Origin of the sequence: Paenibacillus sp. UMB7766-LJ446, assembly GCF_030226665.1 — a bacterium.
Classification (GTDB): domain Bacteria; phylum Bacillota; class Bacilli; order Paenibacillales; family Paenibacillaceae; genus Paenibacillus; species Paenibacillus vandeheii.
In genome coordinates this window covers 122,244-140,325 of record NZ_JASOYM010000006.1, presented here as the reverse complement: position 1 = coordinate 140,325, position 18,082 = coordinate 122,244, and the positions used below count along the sequence as shown (strand labels likewise).

The following is an 18,082-nucleotide window of genomic DNA, read 5'->3' as shown; positions in this document are numbered from 1 at the left end:
GGATCGAGGGGAAAGTCATAGCCGGGGCTCCCGTGCTTTGGCTTTCCTTTTGTCACGATGTGCGATATGGTGAATGATATGGGGGTGGAAGAGTGGCTGAAAAACGTGATTATTATGAGGTACTCGGCGTCAGCAAAAATGCCAGCGACGAGGATATCAAAAAGGCATACCGCAAGCTTGCCCGTCAGTATCACCCTGACGTAAACAAGGCTGCTGACGCGGAAGCCAAGTTTAAGGAAGTTAAAGAAGCTTATGATGTAGTCAGTGACGGCCAGAAGCGGGCACAGTATGACCAATACGGTCATATTGATCCGAATCAGGGCGGCTTCGGCGGCGGTGGCGATTTTGGCGGCGGCGGCTTTGGCGACATCTTCGATATGTTCTTTGGCGGCGGCGGTGGACGACGTGATCCGAATGCTCCGCAACGGGGGAACGATCTGCAATACACCATGACGATTGAATTCAAGGAAGCGGTATTCGGTAAGGAAACCGACATTACCATTCCGCGCACCGAAGGCTGTGATACTTGTCATGGTTCAGGTGCCAAACCGGGAACCAAACCGGAAACCTGTTCCGTCTGCCAAGGTAGCGGTCAACAGGAAGTAGTCCAAAATACACCGTTTGGCCGTATGGTCAACCGTCGCGCTTGTTCGAACTGTAACGGTTCCGGACAAATTATTAAGGAAAAATGTACAACGTGCAGCGGCAGCGGTAAAGTACGCAAACAACGCAAAATTCATGTTCGCATTCCAGCGGGTGTAGATGACGGCGCTCAATTGCGTATGACTGGTGAAGGAGAAGGTGGTCTGCGCGGAGGACCAGCAGGAGATCTGTATATTGTCATCCGTGTGAAATCACATGACTTCTTCGAGCGTGAAGGCGATGATATCTATTGCGAAATTCCACTCACCTTTGCTCAGGCAGCACTGGGAGATGAGATTGAAATTCCAACGCTGTCCGAGAAAGTGAAGCTGAAAGTACCTGCCGGTACACAAACGGGAACGTATTTCCGTCTCAAAGGCAAAGGCGTACCACGCTTGCGCGGCATGGGACAAGGGGATCAGCATGTGAAAGTCGTTGTAGTTACGCCTAGCAAGCTGAATGACGAGCAGAAAGATCTGCTACGCCAAATCGCTGCGCTGGATGGAGAACAAACTCATGAGCATGAGCAATCCTTCTTTGACCGGGTGAAACGGGCCTTCCGTGGAGACTGAGTCTTAATCATTAATATAAAAGGACACCACAGCGGTTTTTTCCGCAGGGTGTCCTTTTTTGCATAATATGGGCCCGGTTGAGGAAAGATACCAGACATGAGCATTCAGTGGTTTGCTGTGTGCCGAATCTAGGGAAGCAGGTGAACCAGATGACCGAGAAAAATATTTTGGCTTATTTCAATAGCCCGGAGCAGGCGGAAGGGGCGGCCAAAAAACTGGAGGCATTACGAGTGGAAGACCTGTCCATCAATCGATTCAGTCGTTATGCGGGTGTCGGGCCAAGCGGAGCATCCTATACGCCAGGTGTATCAGGCAGTTTTTCTTCCTGGGTACCAGGTGCTCTAGGCACGAATGCCAGCGCGGGAATCATGGCTGCAGCAGATCCTTCTGCGAGTGGTATGAGCGATGGCGGACAAGAGGGTCCGACAGGCAGAGATGTATTGCTGACCGTCGTCGTTGACGAGGCAGTTCATCACCGCGCCCTATCCATTATTGAACAAGCCGGCGGTATGATCTAGTTTCACAAAATCTATATAAGATGGACAAAGAATTACACTTTAACGGAGGGTGTAGAACCAATCTGAAGAAGCGAAGCATTCGCCTGAAAGCTTTCGTAAGAAAGCTACTTCGGAAGCATATGCTATCCCCGGTTTTCTCCCTTTAAGAAGGGAGATGAAGAAATCTGGGGATAACAGCGATCGGAGGATGGTACTACAATCGGAGTGGTACAGTGTAACAAGTATTAGTTCATTTTATATAGATACCTATTTTGAAGGAGGAGCATAACGATGGCAGAACATGAACGTCCAGGCAAGATTTTGACGAAAACGGAAAAGATGAAACGAATGCAGTCCGCCAAAAATGAGGATGTAGAATTCAGTGCCGAAGCTGCGGATCATGAAGATATAGAGGCTTTGCGCCGCAGTGAAGCAGCCGATCGTCGTCAGGGTCGGGAGATTCATGACTGAAGATCGCTCTGTAGTAATTATCGAAGCGGTATTTACGAGCTGGTCCGAGGCTGAATCTGCACGCAGAGCGCTGGAATTGCTGCACCCGAACCAACTGAGTATCGAGAGTCTGAATGGCTCGTCATCTTCAATGGATTCAGGAGCGTCTGAGGGTACGGATAACTCGACCATGGCTGTGATTGGGGGATTCAGTGGTGAGCTGAATGTACTTTCGCTCATTAGCGATGAGACCGAGGTGTTGTCGGGTGGACAGGTGTATGACGATACGGAAGCTGGCTCTGAAGGCAGGACCAAGCAAGAAATCTTGCTGACCGTATCCGTATCCAGTGACTCTCTCCCGCAAGCTGCAGAGATGATTACGCAGAATGGTGGACGCTTTTATTAACAAGTTAATCAAGTCATGTCAGAATTAAAACAGGGTATTCGAGCAGTGAAAGCTGCGGGTATCCTGTTTTTGTTGTTTCTTTTACTGCCGCGGTTTTGTACTCCTGCTCGCTTGTGTAGTACAATGGTGGGGATGTTTGAAAAATGAGGAGGAAAAACGAAGTATGTTATGGCATGAACTAACAATACATACCACAGAAGAAGCTGTGGAGATGATTTCGAATTTTTTACATGAAGCGGGTGCTGGAGGGGTCTCGATTGAAGAGTCCGGTACTTTAAATAAAAAACGGGATACGACGTATGGCGAGTTGTACGAGTTTCCTTTGAATGATATTCCTGAAGGCTTTGCCGTCATTAAAGGATATTTCTCCGAAGGTACGGATATGGAGGCATTGCAACTGGAAGTAAGTCCACGAATTGAACAGCTTTCCGAATTCGATATCCAAACGGGTGAGGTACGTTTTGAGACTCGAACAGTGGATGAAAATGACTGGGCGAATGCCTGGAAACAATACTTCAAACCGGTGCGTGTCTCGGAGCGTCTAACCATTAAACCAACATGGGAAGAGTATACACCGGAAAGTCCGAATGAGAAAATAATTGAGCTTGATCCAGGCATGGCATTTGGTACGGGAACACATCCAACCACTTCGCTATGTCTGCGCACACTGGAATCGGTCATTCAGGGTGGCGAAGAAGTTATTGACGTAGGTACAGGCTCTGGCATTTTGGCGATCGGAGCGATCCATCTTGGTGCAAAACATGTATTGGCGCTGGACCTCGATCCTGTTGCCGTAATCAGTGCCAAGGAAAATGTGGAACTGAATGGGCTGGAACAACAAATTACGGTTAAAGAAAGTGATCTACTGTCGGTTCTGGGTAGTCAGGACCCTGCGCTGGGCGTGAAGCTTCCGGTGAAAGTTATCGTTGCCAATATTTTGGCCGAGGTTATTATGATGTTTGTGGATGATGTCTACCATGCGCTTGAGTCAGGCGGCGTTTATATTACTTCAGGCATCTGGAAAAATAAAGAACAGATTGTCCATGATGCGCTCGTTGCTTCCGGCTTCGAAATCAGTTCGGTGCACCGCGATGAGGACTGGATCGCGTTTGTGGCCAGAAAGAGGTAACCGATGGATTTGAACTCGTTCTTTCGTTATCCGCTGGATCAACTGCCGTTTTTCCTGCTGACCATCCTGATTGCTTTTACCGTGCATGAATTCTCTCATGCGTATTTTGCCAACAAATTTGGTGATCCGACGGCTAAGCTTCTAGGTCGGGTCACACTGAATCCGGTCGTACACTTTGACTTGTTCGGTGTACTGCTGCTCGTTATTGCCGGTTTCGGTTGGGCCCGTCCGGTTCCGGTCAATCGGGCCAACTTTGATAAACCGAGATTAATGGGTGTCATTGTATCCGTTGCTGGGCCTGTAAGCAATTTGCTGCTGGCGATCATCGGTACGATCATCTATGCTTCGTTGGTTGGTTCGGGAGCACTGGGTAGTATTGAAAATGAGCGTTTGCTTACAGCAATTTCCATGTTTTTCTCCATATTTAACCTAACGAACTTTTTCCTGTTTCTCTTTAACCTGATTCCGTTGCCTCCATTGGACGGATATCGAATTTTGGAGGATATTCTGCCGCCTTCGATAAGCCGGAAGCTGCAAGGGGTAGAGCAATGGTCCATATTTATTTTCCTTTTGATCCTTGTCATTCCTCCATTGCAAAATGCGACGATTCAACCTTTATATCAATTTGCCCAGAATATGTATGTAGATCTGGCAAGGTTAATCATCGGTTTATATCGTTAGAAACGTATAGTGTATGGGACTGAAATACTGGTCAGAAGCACATAAAAGTTGTATGATCATCTGTGGCGATTGGATTCACGCCTGCCTTTAGGCGGGGTGAATTCCAGTCATAACAGGATAGAATGGGTGGACAGACTTATGCAGCGTTATTTTGTATCTGCAGAACAGTTTAATGAACATTCCGTGGTCATCACGGGTGATGATGCGCGCCATATCGGCAAAGTGATGCGTGGTAAACCTGGAGACAAACTGATTGTCAGTGACGGAAACTCCAAAGAAGCTTTGGTGGAGATTGAAAGCATCGAGGCCCAGCAAGTAACAGCGAATATTGTGGAACCGCTCGAAATGGACCATGAAGCACGTATACGTGTAACCGTGGCTCAAAGCTTGCCCAAAGGCGATAAGATGGAGACGGTCATTCAAAGATGTACAGAGATCGGAGCAGTTTCCTTTGTTCCTTTCCTGTCTGAACGTACGATTGTACAATATGATGCCAAGAAAGAAGGCAAACGGTTGGAGCGGTGGCGGAAAATCGCCAAGGAAGCCGCTGAACAAAGCCATCGGAACCGCATTCCATCCGTCGAGCAGCCACTTTCCTGGAAAGGGCTGCTATCTTCTTTTGAGGGCTACAGTCTGGTATGTTATTGTTATGAAAAGGAAAACGGCAAGCAGTTAAGAGACGCTTTGAAACCGTTTGTAGAGCAGCTTGCACCTGGTGCGAGTGCTGAAGTGTTGATCGTTGTTGGACCTGAGGGCGGATTTTCCGAGAAAGAGACGATGGAAGCCGATCAGGCGGGTGCTGTATCCGTTGGACTGGGCAAACGCATCTTGCGGGCCGAGACAGCCGGAATGGCGGCGCTAACTTGTGTCTTATATGAATCCGGAGAAATGGGGGGAATGTAATTATGCCATCCGTGGCGTTTTACACCTTAGGCTGCAAAGTTAATTTTTACGATACAGAGGCGATTTGGCAATTGTTCAAAAACGAAGGATACGATCAGGTAGACTTTGACGAACAGACAGCGGATGTATACTTGATTAATACTTGTACAGTAACCAATACCGGCGACAAAAAGAGCCGCCAGATTATCCGTCGTGCCATTCGGCGCAACCCGGATGCGATTGTAGCCGTTACAGGCTGTTATGCGCAAACTTCTCCGGCAGAAATTCTGGACATCCCTGGGGTGGATCTTGTCATCGGTACACAGGATCGAGACAAAATCTTGCCATATGTCAAAGAAATTCAGGAATCACGTCAGCCTGTCAACGCGGTACGCAACATTATGAAAACGCGGGTATTTGAAGAGATGGATGTACCGGATTTTGCTGATCGTACCCGTGCTTTCCTGAAAATTCAGGATGGCTGCAATAACTTCTGCACATTCTGCATTATTCCGTGGTCGCGTGGACTGTCCCGCAGCCGGGAAGCAAACAGCATTATCCAACAGGCTCATCAACTCGTGCACGCCGGATACAAGGAAATTGTCCTGACAGGCATTCATACCGGTGGATACGGCGATGACATGGAGAATTACGATCTGACGGATCTGTTATGGGATTTGGACAAAGTGGAAGGCCTGGAGCGCATCCGGATCAGCTCGATTGAAGCGAGCCAGATTGACGACCGGATGCTGGATGTGATCAAACGTTCAGACAAACTTGTACGTCACTTCCACATTCCGCTGCAAGCGGGCGATGATACCGTACTGAAACGCATGCGCCGTAAATATACGACCGAAGAGTTTTACAATAAAATGCTTCGCATTCGGGAAGCGATGCCAGATGTAGCGATTACAACTGACGTTATTGTTGGGTTCCCGGGTGAAACGGATGAGATGTTCCGTAACGGCTATAACCTGATGAAGAAAATCGGTTTTTCCGAAATGCACGTATTCCCATATTCCAAGCGGACTGGAACGCCAGCAGCACGTATGGAGGATCAGGTGGATGAGGAAGTCAAAAATGCACGCGTGCATGAACTGATTGATCTGTCTGAGCAAATGCAACTGGCATACGCCAAGCAATTTGTGGGGCAGGTACTGGATGTCATTCCTGAAGGTGAAGCCAAGGGCCGTGAGGGCAGTGGTAAACTGCATGGCTACAGTGACAACTACATTCAGCTGGTCTTTGATGGTTCCATGGATATGGTTGGCAAAGTGTGCCGTGTCAAAGTGACCGAGGCGGGTGTGAATGAAAGCCAGGCTACGCTGGTTCGTGTGTTGGAGGAAAATCTCAAGTCCGCAGCGATGTAATCGAGGCGTCAGAAACAAGGATTTCATTTCCTTGGGGAGCGTACCCGTGGAGATGAGGTCCTTCTTTTTCCAAAAAAAGATGAAGACAATTCCGTAATGGGGGAGAGCAACATGAACAGAAAAGAAATTTCGGCAGGCGGAGTCGTCTACCGCACGGGAGAAGACGGAAAGCTTCAAATTCAACTGATTGTAGATCGCTACGGCAAAACAACTCTCGCCAAGGGCAAGATGGAAGACGGAGAAACGGTGGAACAGACCGCGCTTCGTGAGATTCTGGAAGAGACGGGCATGGTTGGCCGCATTATAGAACCCGTCGATATCATCGCCTATACGTATCAGCATGCTGAGTTTGGTCCAGTGGACAAGGAAGTTCATTATTATCTCGTTGAAGCGGAAAGCGGCGATCTGCAGCCTCAGATTGAAGAAATCAAAGGTGTGGATTGGTACACTCCGGAAGAAGCTTGGTCGAGACAGCAGCATAGCGGATACGATAATAACGATGACATTTTACGTGTGGCGCTGAACAAATTAGGCATTACCGTATAGCGGTTTTCTTTTGAGTGATGATGTATCGCTGCTGATTGTCGAGAGAGTTCTAAACATCAGGCCACGGGTGACTTCGCCACTGGGGTGGAGACCGGTGGTTTTTTGTGCCAAATCGGCAAGTAACAGAACGGCAAGGCAAGCAGTGAACTGGTGACGTTAAAAAGGGTCTGGGCATGTGCAATCTGTGCCCCGTTATCCGCTGACAGCCAGGCCGAAGCTGCATGCAGCTGGCCGATCAGCGGCATAAACAGCAGCGCCCCCGCTATGTTTAATACAACATGGGAAGCTGCGACAAATTTGCCTGCGGATGCTCCGCCAGCGGCAGCAATCACGGCGGTGATACAGGTCCCCACGTTTGACCCGATCACAATGGCAATGCCGATCTCCACAGGCAGTACTCCTGTGGCTGCAAGCGTAATGGCCATGCTGATAACGGCTGCGCTGCTATGAATGAGCGCTGTCAGACAGGCACCTGCCAGAAAACCCCACCACAAGCTGTCGGCTGAGCGGTCCAGGAACCACTGGAATACGCCCATACTTCGCAGCGGTACGGCAATGGATTGCATCACTTGAATGCCTGTCATGACGAGGGCAAATCCGGCGGACGCGAGAAAGCTGTATTGCATGGTAACCAGCGTCCGGCGTGTGCGCTCAGGAGCCAACTGATTTCGTTCACCAAGCACAACTAAGACGGCCCAGCCCGTCAGGGACAGGGCAAGCAGAGGCAGTGAGACTCGTCCGATTTGCAGTCCGACCAGCTCGGTGGTCAGGCACGTCCCGATGTTCGTGCCAAGAATAATGCCAAGTGTGCGTCCATAGGTAATCAATCTGGCGTTTGCCAGTCCAATGGTTAGCACCGTGACAGCCGTACTGCTTTGCAGCAGGGCTGTAGCGCCTGCACTGAAAGCCATGCCTTTCCAGGGTGCAGAGGTGGCCCGGCCCAGCCAACCAGCCAGCATCGGCCCGGCCATCCGTTGCAAGGCTGTTTCCATCAGCTTCATCCCACCAAAAAAGATAAGAAGCCCATATAATAGGGGCAGCACAACATCTCTGAACATGAGTTAACATCATTCCTTCCGTGCATGTCCTTATCTCATCCTATGAGAAAGCATGGACAACCATGACAGGCTAACGGAATTCTGGAGACAATAGCGATCGGAAGGTTGTTCTGTCATCGTAGTGGTAAGTGTGAAATTTGAGATTCATCTTTACCATGCAACAGCGATCGAAAGTCCGACCCATCACCGTAGCAGTCACCGAAATTACCGCGCCCCTATTCGAAAGATACGGAGATTCTGCAACGGAGCGGAGAGGATGGAATTGGAACTGTAGAAGCGAAGCGTTCGCCTTTGTCTCCGGATTTTCCCTTTGGAGAAAGGGAATCAGAAAAATCTGGAGACAACAGCGATCGAAAGTCCAATCCATCCCCGAAGCGGTCTCCTTTGCACCAAGCCTATCTTTTGAACAATAAATTAAAGGAAGTGGATCTATCTTGCCATCAGTTACACTGGAACGCAGTCGCAAAAAGCGGCTTGAACATGCACATCCATGGATATATAACAATGAAATCGCCTCAGTTGAAGGAAACCCCGAGCCGGGAGATCTGGTCAACGTATTAAATCATCAAGGTCGCTATCTCGCGACAGGATACTATAATCCTGCATCTCAAATCACAGTTAGAGTCGTGGCCTATCAACCTCTGGAGTTTGAACAAATGGATACCGCGTTTTTTGCAGCGCGTTTCCGCGATTGCTTGCGCCACCGGGAGCGTTTTATCCAGGATGGAGAGGCATACCGTCTCGTTTATGGGGAAGCCGATTTTCTGCCAGGACTGATCGTTGACCGTTTTGGTAGCATTCTTGTTGTTCAACTTCTCACACTCGGTATGGACCGTTGCCGCGAAGCGATTGTACAAGCTCTAATTGAAGTGATGCAGCCGGAAGGCATCTATGAACGCAGTGATGTGTCCATTCGTGAACTGGAAGGTTTGGAGCAGACGAAAGGGCCACTGTATGGGGATTGCCCGCGTCATGTCACGGTAACGGAAAACGGCTTGCTTATTAAGGTAGATATCGTGGAGGGTCAGAAAACAGGGTATTTCTTCGACCAGCGCGAAAATCGCGCAGCCATCGAACCGCTTATGAAGGGCTGGGGTTACAAGAGTGGTATTACGCTCCAACAGACCGAGCAGGATGGTACGCAGCAGTTACTTCCTGTCAATAAAAGCGGCAAGGTTGTGACGTTCCCTTATTGGGACGGAGCCACTGTGTTGGAATGTTTCTCCCACACAGGCAGCTTCACATTGAACGCCTGCAAATATGGAGCCAAAAAAGTAACATGCCTTGATATCTCAGAGCATGCGATTGAAAGTGCACGAACCAACGTAGAGCTGAACGGTTTCACTGACCGGGTCGAATTTGTCGTTGCGGATGCATTCCAATACTTGCGTGAGCAGGTCAAAGGACTTGATGATCGTAATGTACGTGCGCGTGCTGGTGAACAGAAAGTGGATACTTCCAAAGCGCTTGCAGCCGGTGGTAAAACTTTTGATGTGGTCATCCTGGACCCGCCAGCGTTTGCCAAAACGAAATCAGCAGTCAAAGGCGCATGCCGTGGATATAAGGACATCAATCTGCAAGGAATGAAGCTGGTGAATGAGGGCGGGTATCTGGTAACGGCAAGCTGTTCTTACCATATGCGTCCGGATCTCTTTCTGGAAACGATCGCAGATGCAGCCGAAGACGCAGGCAAAGTGCTGCGTCTGATCGACTGGAAAGCAGCCGGTAAGGATCATCCCCAAATTTTGGGTGTAGACGAAGGTCACTATCTGAAATTTGCCATCTTCGAAGTGCGCAGCAAAAAGAATTAATTGAGCGATTTCAATCTAAATCGGACATACATTTAAGCAAAAGCCCACAGTTTGGATAAGCTGCGGGCTTTTTGCTATGCTGCACAGATGATCTCTAGAATTGCCGGATAGTGGCAAACGTATGTTCCGAACCAAGTCAAATATGTTATACTGGGAATTAAAATCTTGTTCGTGATGATTTGGAGGATTAAACATGTCCGTACGCTTTGTTATTGGCCGGGCAGGCAGCGGTAAGAGCGCGCTGATTACCCGGGAAATCACATCCCTGCTTCAAAAGGAACCACAAGGTAAACCGCTGATTCTGCTGGTTCCGGAACAGAGTTCGTTTCGAACCGAGCAGTCACTGGTGTCTTCAGGGGCTATTAAAGGTACCATGCGTGCTGAAGTGCTTGGTTTTCGCCGATTAGCCTACCGGGTAATGCAGGAGGCAGGTGGTTCTGCGCGTATTCCCATTGGCGCTGAAGGAAAAAAAATGCTGCTCTATAAAGTGCTCCAGCGCCGTAAAGAAGAATTGAAGCTGTTTGGAGCATCGGGCAGCCAGCTGGGATTTATAGGAGAACTGAATGACTTATACAGTGAGTTTAAACGTTATGAACTTGACCCCACTTCGCTGGAAGAAGGACTTTCCGCATGGAATACTTCCTCCTCCTCAGCACCGATTCTGGGAGACAAGCTGCATGACTTGCTTCTTATATACCGCGACTATGAAAAGGAATTGACTGAACTATATATCGATGATGAAGACACGTTGACTGAACTGACAGAGCGGTTGACGGAAAGCACGTTTCTGCAAGATGCACAGATCTGGATTGATGGATTTCAAGGATTTACCCCGCAGGAAATGAGTGTTATTGGAAGATTAATGCTGCAAGCTTCTTCCGTCACAATTGCATTGACGTTGGATCGTTCTTACGACCACGGTGCACTTCCAGGAGAATTGGAGCTGTTCCATCCTACAGCGAGTGCTTACACGCGCCTCAAAGGCATGGCAGAGGATTTGGGGGTCCTTAGTGAGACAACCGTGCTTCAACCGGAAATTTTGCCTAGATATGAAGGCAGTCCTGGACTGGCTCATTTGGAGGCTGGTTTTGATCGCAGGGTTCGCTGGATGAGTGAAGGTCGCGATGCAGGTATCCGAATTTACACAGCTGAGAACCGTCGGGCTGAGATGGAAGGGGCACTCCGTGAGATGCGTCGTCTGGCTCAAGATGAAGGTGCGCGTTACCGTGATATGGCAGTGCTCGTTCGTCAGCTGGATACATATGCGGACATTGCTGAGCCCCTATTTAGGGACTATGGTGTGCCTGTCTTTCTGGATCGGAGAAGAAATGAACTACATCATCCATTATCTGAATTTATTCGTTCGGCACTGGATATCGTTCGCCGCCGCTGGCGTTATGAGGATGTATTTCGCTGTGTCAAAACGGATCTGCTGCTTCCACAAGACGGATCCATCACACGTGAAGATATGGACCAGCTCGAAAATTATATACTGGCTTGCGGAATTCACGGGTACCGCTGGACAGATGGAAAGCCATGGAAGTACGTGCCCAGTCTTTCTCTGGAAGACAATGATCAGGATGTCCGCAGTCGGGGACGGGAGCAGATGCTGTCTTTAATGGAAAAATGCCGAACAGTGATTGTTGATCCACTGGGTGCTTTTGAGAAACGAATGAGCAAGGCAAAGACAGCCAAAGACCAATGTGCGGCGCTTTATCGATTGCTGGAGGATGCCGAGATTCCCTGGAAGCTGGATCATATGTCTGCTGAAGCCAAGGTCCAGGGTGATCCGGAACGATCGAGAGAGCATCGTCAAATGTGGGGTGCCGTCCTTGATCTGTTGGACCAGATGGTCGATATGATGGGGGCGGAACGGCTGGATATCGATCTGTTCGCCGGGCTTATGGAGACCGGGTTAACCGAACTGAAGCTGGGACTCGTTCCTCCAGCGCTCGATCAGGTGTTGGTTGGATCGATGGATCGTACACGTCTTCAGGATATCAAGTACGTATTTATTCTGGGTGCGGTAGATGGGGAGCTGCCTGCCGTGCCTCAGGATGATGGTGTATTAACCGAGCAGGAACGACTGCTCTTGACGGAGAGAGGTATGGGGCTTGGACCAGGGGCAACAAGACAAATGCTGGACGAACGCTTTTTGATATACACCGCCCTGACAGCGGCGAGCAAGCAGTTATGGCTCAGTTACCCTGTCGCAGATGATGAAGGCAAAACACTATTGCCCTCGGAAATTGTACGACATGTGCGGAAGATGTTCGGTCTGAATGAGCAGCCATTACTTGCCCAGCCGCCGGTCACGGATGTGGAAGAGGTACACTGGTCTTACGTTATCCATCCTGATCAGAGTCTTTCCTATCTCATCGGACAATTGCGCAGATGGCGTCGTGGAGAAGATATTCCTGAAATGTGGTGGGCGATCTATAACTGGCATGTCTCTCGTGAGACGAGCAGGCCTCAGCTGGAGCAATTGCTTGGATCGGTCTTTTATCGTAATCGGGCGTTACCACTGCGTACCGCTACCAGCCGTAGATTATATGGCACAGAGGTAAGGACCAGTGTCTCGCGAATGGAGCGTTTTGTGGCGTGTGCGTTCTCCCATTTTGCATCTCATGGACTGCGGCTGAAAGAGCGCCAACTGTATCGCTTACAGGCTCCCGACATTGGACAACTGTTCCATGCTGCCTTGAGTCAGCTTGCAATACGTTTGCGTGAGCAAAATCGCAGCTGGGGGAGTCTGTCTCCGGAGGAATGCCGGAAGGAAGCGGAGCACACCGTGGAGCAGATTGCACCACAGCTGCAGGGAGAGATTTTGCTCAGCACAAAACGGTATGGTTACATCTTCCGCAAGCTGAAGGACATCGTTAGCCGGGCGTCGGTTATATTGGGTGAACAGTCCAGACGGGGAAGTTTTGAGCCGATTGGCTTGGAGCTTGATTTTGGCCCAGGTAAACCGCTGCCACCACTGCGTTTTGAATTGGAAAATGGCTGTGTGATGGAGATTGTGGGTCGGATCGACCGTGTGGATGTGGCTGAAGGAGAGAACGGCCTGCTGCTGCGAGTCATTGATTACAAGTCGAGCCAGACCGATCTCAAACTGCATGAGGTGTATTATGGGCTATCATTACAGATGCTCACGTATCTGGAGGTGCTGCTTAGTGCTGCCGAGGAATGGCTTGGAGAATCGGCGATGCCTGGAGGAACACTCTATTTCCATGTGCATAATCCGTTGCTTCAATCCGCGAACGGCATGACATCTGAGCAGGCAGGACAAGAACTGCTGAAACGATTCAAAATGAAAGGCCTGCTGCTGGCGGACCGGGATGCGATCGCTCAAATGGACAACACCCTGGACAAGGGTTATTCAGCCATTATTCCGATTGCGCTTAAGGCGGATGGCAGCTTTTATAGCAGTGCGGCTGTAGCTACACCAGAGCAATGGGATACCTTGCTTGCTTCAGTTCGAAGTAATATCCGCGAGATTGGCACCCGAATTACGGAAGGGGATGTGGCGATTGAGCCTTACCGTATCCAGCAGGAGGTTGCATGCACCTTCTGTCCGTACAAGCCAGTCTGTCAATTTGATGAAAATATTGAAGGTAATGAATATAATCTGTTGTCCAAACCGGGCAAACAGCAAATCTGGGACATGCTGTCTCAGGGCAAGGGAGGGGAAACATCATGACGAATATGCCAAAACCGGAGGGAAGCTTCTGGAGTGATGACCAATGGAGTGCCATCTCACAGAGTGGAGAAGACATTCTGGTTGCTGCTGCAGCGGGTTCCGGGAAGACGGCTGTATTGGTTGAACGGATTATTCGCAAGATCGCAGACCCTTCCCGTGGATTCAGCGTAGATCGTTTGCTGGTCGCCACATTTACCAAAGCTGCTGCTGCCGAGATGAAGCAGCGGATTCGGGAAGCGCTGGAACGTGCACTTGAAGAGCAACCTGCGGAGGAACATCTGCGCAAACAATTGTCCCTGCTTGGGCGCGCTTCGATTACGACACTGCATTCATTCTGTATGGAAGTCATCCGTCGGTATTATCAGCAAATACCACTAAACCCGGCTTTTCGAATTTTAAATGAAAATGAAGCCGAAATCATGCGCCAGGAATTGTTGGAGCAGTTGTTCGAAGAAAAGTACGGGGAAGAAGACGAAGGCAGTACATTCCGTGAGTTGGTGGATTGGTTCAGTGGGGAACGAAATGATGATGCGATGCATCGACTTGTGCAGCGATTGTATGATTTCTCGCGCAGTCATTCCTGGCCTGATCATTGGCTTGCGGAGATGGCATCTGCTTTTCAGGTAGAAAGTGTCGAGGCGCTTGGCCATTCTGCATGGGTTCAGAGTATATTGCGCGATGCCGCTCTTGCCCTGAGTGGTGCGGCGGGACTTCTGCGCCAAGGAATCAGCATATCCATGCAGCCGGAAGGCCCAAAACCTTATGCAGATACGTTAAAAGAAGATTTGGTGATGGTGGAAGAGCTTCTGTCTGCTGTTGAGGTGATGCCTTGGGAAAGATTGCCTGAAGTGTTTCAGCCGGCAGCTTTTGGCAAGCTGAAGCCTTGCAAAAAGGACCAGACGGACCCGGGGTTACAAGAACAGGTCAAGGAACTGCGTGAGGCTGCGAAAAAAGCCGTTACGGACCTGAAAGGGTCGTTGTTTGGAAGAGGTGCTTTTTCTTTCTGGCAGGAGCTGGAACAGGCGGCACCACTCATGCAAGAGCTGTCCAAGCTGGTCAGTGTATTTGGAGAGCGATATCGACAGGCCAAGCAGGAGCGCGGTCAGGTCGATTTCAGTGACCTGGAGCACTATTGTCTTCACATTTTGCGTCATGAGGATTCTACGCCTGAGCTTTCCATGCCTTCGGATGCAGCAATGGAATACCGGGCGCGTTTTGATGAAGTGCTGCTGGATGAATATCAGGATACCAATACGGTACAGGAAGATATCGTCAGACTGATCTCCAGAGAAAATCCGGGGAACCGCTTTATGGTCGGTGATGTAAAGCAGAGCATTTACCGTTTTCGTCTGGCTGAACCCGGCCTATTTCTGAATAAATACCGTCAATATGCAGCGTATACGGATGCGGACGGAGAGAACGGCTCATTACGTGCAGGACGACGTATTGATCTTGCGCGGAACTTCCGCAGTCGCGCAGAAGTAGTCCATTCGGTCAATATGTTATTCAAGCAGCTCATGAACGAAGGGGTTGCCGAGATTGCCTATGATGAACGAGCGCAGCTCGCTTATGGGGCTACTTTCCCGGCAGAGACGCTTGGAGATGAGGCATATACGCCTGAACTCATGCTGATTGATCGTCAAGGTGGAGGGCCTGATCTGACAGAAAGCACGGACGAAAATGGGGATGCTCTGCCTTCTGCTGAGCTGGAGAGTGCCGAGCTGGAAACCGCTCAGCTGGAGGCTCGAGCCATGGCTCGCCGTATTCGTGAAATGGTCGGAGATACGGATAAACCAGCCCTTAACGTTTATGATAAAGCCCTCAAATCCATGCGACCTGCGCGTTATGGAGACATTGTCATTTTGCTGCGTTCTGCCCTGATGTGGGCTCCACTCATGATTGAGGAATTCAGACAGCAGGGTATTCCTGCAGGAGGGGAACAGAGCAAAGGGTATTTTCAGGCGACGGAAGTGGAAGTAATGTTGTCCCTGCTGCAGATTGTGGATAATCCAAGACAGGATATTCCGCTTGCTTCCGTGCTTCGTTCACCAATTGTCGGACTGGATGAAGAGGAGTTGGCCCAGATTCGCCTTGGGGACAAGAGACAGTCTTTCTATGATGCTGTTGTATCCGCTACAGGAGCGTTCGCAAGTTCGTCGAACATCTCCAGCCATGGAGAGCACGCTTCGCATCCTGATTCATCCGTAATTCAGCTGCAATGGCCGGAAGTCTGGTCAGAGATTGAACAGGGGCGGCGGGAATCGGCGGTATCCGCCGAGGCAGACGTTATGGAAGGCATACATGAATCCTCTGTACATGCAGATATAGATGAGGTTATGGATGCTGGTCTAGATGCAAGCATGGGTGGACGTATAAGCGATGATGCGGATAGGGAAAACGGTACCAGCACAGAGCTGCAGCAAAAGTTAATTCGTTTTATGCGTCAGCTGGAGCAGTGGCGGCTGGAAGCCAGACAGGGCAGCTTGAGCGAACTCATTTGGCGAATGTATCGGGAAACGGGTTATCTGGACTGGGTTGGTGGCCTACCTGGAGGTATGCAGCGTCAAAGTAACCTGAAGGCCCTATATGATCGCGCGCGGCAATATGAGGAGGCAACGGCCAACCGTGGATTGTTCCGCTTCCTGACCTACGTGTCCAGACTACGTGAGAACGGTGGAGATCTTGGGACTGTGGCAGGTGGTACTGGTGAACAGGACAATGCAGTACGCATCATGACGATTCACCGGAGTAAGGGCTTGGAATTCCCTATTGTTTTTGTCGGGGGCATATCCAAAATGTTCAATCAGCAGGATCTGAATTCGCCGTTTCTGATGCATAAGGAGCTGGGATTTGGCCCGAGGTTTGTAGATCGTGAGATTCGGGTTGCCTATCCGACCTTGGCAAATCTGGCGATTCGTCGTCGTGCCCAGTTTGAGCTGCTTGCCGAAGAGATGCGGGTGCTCTATGTGGCTCTGACCCGTCCAAAAGAGAAAATGATTTTGGTCGGTACTGTGAAAGACGTTGTTAAAAAGGCAGTCGCCTGGTCTCAGATTAAGGACAGTCCGGAACGGGTGCTGCCTGACTACCTGCTTGCAGCAGGACGGAATTATCTGGACTGGATCGGTCCATCCCTGATGAGACATCCAGATGCAGCTTTGCTGCGTGAACTTGCGGGAGGCACTGATTCATTTGCTGCCTGCCTTGTGGATGATGAATCACGCTGGGGCATTTCCGTCATTTCAGCTGATCAAGTATCCCGAGAAATAGTTGTGGATCAGACGCTTGGTGAGGATGAAGGCATGACAGAAGTGCGGAAAGAGCGTATTGCTGCCCTAAAAGCAGTTCAGCCTGTGGAGCTGTTTCCCAGCCCAACAGAAATAGAGATGACCGAGGATGGACAAGATGCAGCCCTACGAGACATCGGGGATGAAGATGTATCTTCAGCAGCAGGTGCGCAAAAGGGAGTACAGCTAATTCGCGAGGTTGATAAACGACTGTCGTGGACATATCCCCATCAAGCAGCAACGCAAGTGGCTGCCAGCACATCGGTCACCGAGCTGAAAACATTGCTTGCGATGCAGGACCATCCGTCCGTTCAGATGATGGATGAAATGGAAGAACAAGTGGAGGCTTTCACGGTTTCTGAGAACCGTGGGCTGAAGGATGGAAGCTCAACCTTTAAATTGCATCTGCGTCGTCCCAAATTTATGGAGGAGAAACAACTGACCGGAGCCGAACGGGGAACCGTATATCATACGTTGATGCAGCATCTTCCTGTAAATGGCTCACTCGTTGATTCGCAAATTGTTGAGCAGACACTTTTGCGGTTAGTCGAACTTCAGATTCTGCTTCCCCACCAGGCAGAGGTGATTGATTCTAAACAACTTGCTGAATTCTTCTATACAGCACCTGGCACAGAATTGCTGCGTGCGGAGTGGGTGAAACGGGAGATTCCATTTATTTATGGACTTCCGGCACATCAGTCTCCTGCCGAATGGCTTCATGAACTGTCACCGAATGCCGGCATGCAAACGCTGGAGGAAGACGGTAAGATGCAGGCATCATTAGAAAATGAAACGGTGCTGGTACAGGGGATTATCGACTGCCTGTATGAGGTGGATGGCGAACTTGTTTTACTTGATTACAAGACAGATCAGGTGTTGGAGCATCGTGGCGGATTGGACAAACTGACGGAAAACTATCGTTTTCAGCTGGAGTTGTATGGCCGGGCCATTGAAGATATCCTGGGTCGGAAAGTCGACCGGAAGTGGCTGTACTTTTTTGATGGTGGAGATGCTGTGAAGCTATAAAGCGAAAATTTTCAAACGGCCGGATGAA

At 49.8% G+C, this 18,082-nt stretch carries 13 protein-coding genes; 12 read left to right on the top strand and 1 reads right to left on the bottom strand.

Annotated elements, in window-relative coordinates:
• Positions 1 to 92: 92 nt before the first annotated feature.
• The 9 genes from dnaJ to QP794_RS16675 all read left to right on the top strand — a co-directional run bounded on the left by dnaJ (position 93) and on the right by QP794_RS16675 (position 7,175).
• Entirely contained in the window at positions 93 to 1,214 is a 1,122-nt protein-coding gene (dnaJ, locus tag QP794_RS16715) for a molecular chaperone DnaJ (RefSeq protein WP_024628494.1), read from the top strand.
• A gap of 149 nt (positions 1,215 to 1,363) precedes the next feature.
• Positions 1,364 to 1,732 carry a hypothetical protein gene (locus tag QP794_RS16710; RefSeq protein ID WP_285078139.1) on the top strand — a complete coding sequence of 123 codons (369 nt, stop codon included), beginning with the start codon at positions 1,364 to 1,366 and terminating at the stop codon, positions 1,730 to 1,732.
• A 270-nt stretch (positions 1,733 to 2,002) separates the two neighbouring features.
• The gene (locus tag QP794_RS16705) at positions 2,003 to 2,182 is read left to right on the top strand and encodes a YfhD family protein (RefSeq protein WP_024628492.1); all 180 of its coding nucleotides are present in this window, start codon (positions 2,003 to 2,005) and stop codon (positions 2,180 to 2,182) included.
• Positions 2,175 to 2,567: a hypothetical protein gene (locus QP794_RS16700; protein ID WP_285078138.1), complete on the top strand. Its 393-nt coding sequence runs from the start codon at positions 2,175 to 2,177 to the stop codon at positions 2,565 to 2,567. Before QP794_RS16705 ends, QP794_RS16700 begins: the two co-directional genes overlap by 8 nt.
• Positions 2,568 to 2,730: 163 nt before the next feature.
• The gene (gene prmA / locus QP794_RS16695; RefSeq protein ID WP_024628490.1) at positions 2,731 to 3,696 is read left to right on the top strand and encodes a 50S ribosomal protein L11 methyltransferase; all 966 of its coding nucleotides are present in this window, start codon (positions 2,731 to 2,733) and stop codon (positions 3,694 to 3,696) included.
• Between the two features lie 3 nt (positions 3,697 to 3,699).
• Positions 3,700 to 4,377, top strand: a complete 678-nt coding sequence (locus QP794_RS16690; RefSeq protein WP_024628489.1) for a site-2 protease family protein — start codon at positions 3,700 to 3,702, stop codon at positions 4,375 to 4,377.
• 138 nt (positions 4,378 to 4,515) lie between these two features.
• Positions 4,516 to 5,280, top strand: a complete 765-nt coding sequence (locus QP794_RS16685; protein ID WP_024628488.1) for a 16S rRNA (uracil(1498)-N(3))-methyltransferase — start codon at positions 4,516 to 4,518, stop codon at positions 5,278 to 5,280.
• Positions 5,281 to 5,282: 2 nt separating this feature from the next.
• Positions 5,283 to 6,629 carry a tRNA (N(6)-L-threonylcarbamoyladenosine(37)-C(2))-methylthiotransferase MtaB gene (mtaB, locus tag QP794_RS16680; RefSeq protein ID WP_024628487.1) on the top strand — a complete coding sequence of 449 codons (1,347 nt, stop codon included), beginning with the start codon at positions 5,283 to 5,285 and terminating at the stop codon, positions 6,627 to 6,629.
• A 111-nt stretch (positions 6,630 to 6,740) separates the two neighbouring features.
• Positions 6,741 to 7,175, top strand: a complete 435-nt coding sequence (locus QP794_RS16675) for an NUDIX hydrolase (protein ID WP_024628486.1) — start codon at positions 6,741 to 6,743, stop codon at positions 7,173 to 7,175.
• A 56-nt stretch (positions 7,176 to 7,231) separates the two neighbouring features.
• Here the strand turns inward: QP794_RS16675 and QP794_RS16670 are convergent, their stop codons facing one another.
• On the bottom strand, positions 7,232 to 8,233 hold the full coding sequence (locus QP794_RS16670) for a Na/Pi cotransporter family protein (protein ID WP_285078137.1): 1,002 nt from the start codon (positions 8,231 to 8,233) through the stop codon (positions 7,232 to 7,234).
• 434 nt (positions 8,234 to 8,667) lie between these two features.
• On the opposite strand from QP794_RS16670, the gene QP794_RS16665 reads away from it, so the two are divergent.
• The 3 genes from QP794_RS16665 (at position 8,668) to addA (ending at position 18,054) form a co-directional block, all read left to right on the top strand.
• A complete protein-coding gene (locus QP794_RS16665; protein WP_079349661.1) occupies positions 8,668 to 10,044 on the top strand; it encodes a class I SAM-dependent rRNA methyltransferase in 1,377 nt (458 codons plus the stop codon).
• A 193-nt stretch (positions 10,045 to 10,237) separates the two neighbouring features.
• Entirely contained in the window at positions 10,238 to 13,744 is a 3,507-nt protein-coding gene (gene addB, locus QP794_RS16660; RefSeq protein ID WP_285078136.1) for a helicase-exonuclease AddAB subunit AddB, read from the top strand.
• Positions 13,741 to 18,054, top strand: a complete 4,314-nt coding sequence (gene addA, locus QP794_RS16655; protein WP_285078135.1) for a helicase-exonuclease AddAB subunit AddA — start codon at positions 13,741 to 13,743, stop codon at positions 18,052 to 18,054. The genes addB and addA overlap by 4 nt, the downstream gene beginning before the upstream one ends.
• Positions 18,055 to 18,082 lie beyond the last annotated feature (28 nt).

What these genes read in the sequence shown, in the direction of transcription:
- QP794_RS16710 (WP_285078139.1), top strand. Translation starts at nt 1,364, where the DNA reads ATGACCGAGAAAAATATTTTGGCTTATTTCAATAGCCCGGAGCAGGCG.
- QP794_RS16705 (WP_024628492.1), top strand. Translation starts at nt 2,003, where the DNA reads ATGGCAGAACATGAACGTCCAGGCAAGATTTTGACGAAAACGGAAAAG.
- QP794_RS16700 (WP_285078138.1), top strand. Translation starts at nt 2,175, where the DNA reads ATGACTGAAGATCGCTCTGTAGTAATTATCGAAGCGGTATTTACGAGC.
- prmA (WP_024628490.1), top strand. Translation starts at nt 2,731, where the DNA reads ATGTTATGGCATGAACTAACAATACATACCACAGAAGAAGCTGTGGAG.
- QP794_RS16690 (WP_024628489.1), top strand. Translation starts at nt 3,700, where the DNA reads ATGGATTTGAACTCGTTCTTTCGTTATCCGCTGGATCAACTGCCGTTT.
- QP794_RS16685 (WP_024628488.1), top strand. Translation starts at nt 4,516, where the DNA reads ATGCAGCGTTATTTTGTATCTGCAGAACAGTTTAATGAACATTCCGTG.
- mtaB (WP_024628487.1), top strand. Translation starts at nt 5,283, where the DNA reads ATGCCATCCGTGGCGTTTTACACCTTAGGCTGCAAAGTTAATTTTTAC.
- QP794_RS16675 (WP_024628486.1), top strand. Translation starts at nt 6,741, where the DNA reads ATGAACAGAAAAGAAATTTCGGCAGGCGGAGTCGTCTACCGCACGGGA.
- QP794_RS16670 (WP_285078137.1), bottom strand. Translation starts at nt 8,233, where the DNA reads ATGTTCAGAGATGTTGTGCTGCCCCTATTATATGGGCTTCTTATCTTT.
- addB (WP_285078136.1), top strand. Translation starts at nt 10,238, where the DNA reads ATGTCCGTACGCTTTGTTATTGGCCGGGCAGGCAGCGGTAAGAGCGCG.
- addA (WP_285078135.1), top strand. Translation starts at nt 13,741, where the DNA reads ATGACGAATATGCCAAAACCGGAGGGAAGCTTCTGGAGTGATGACCAA.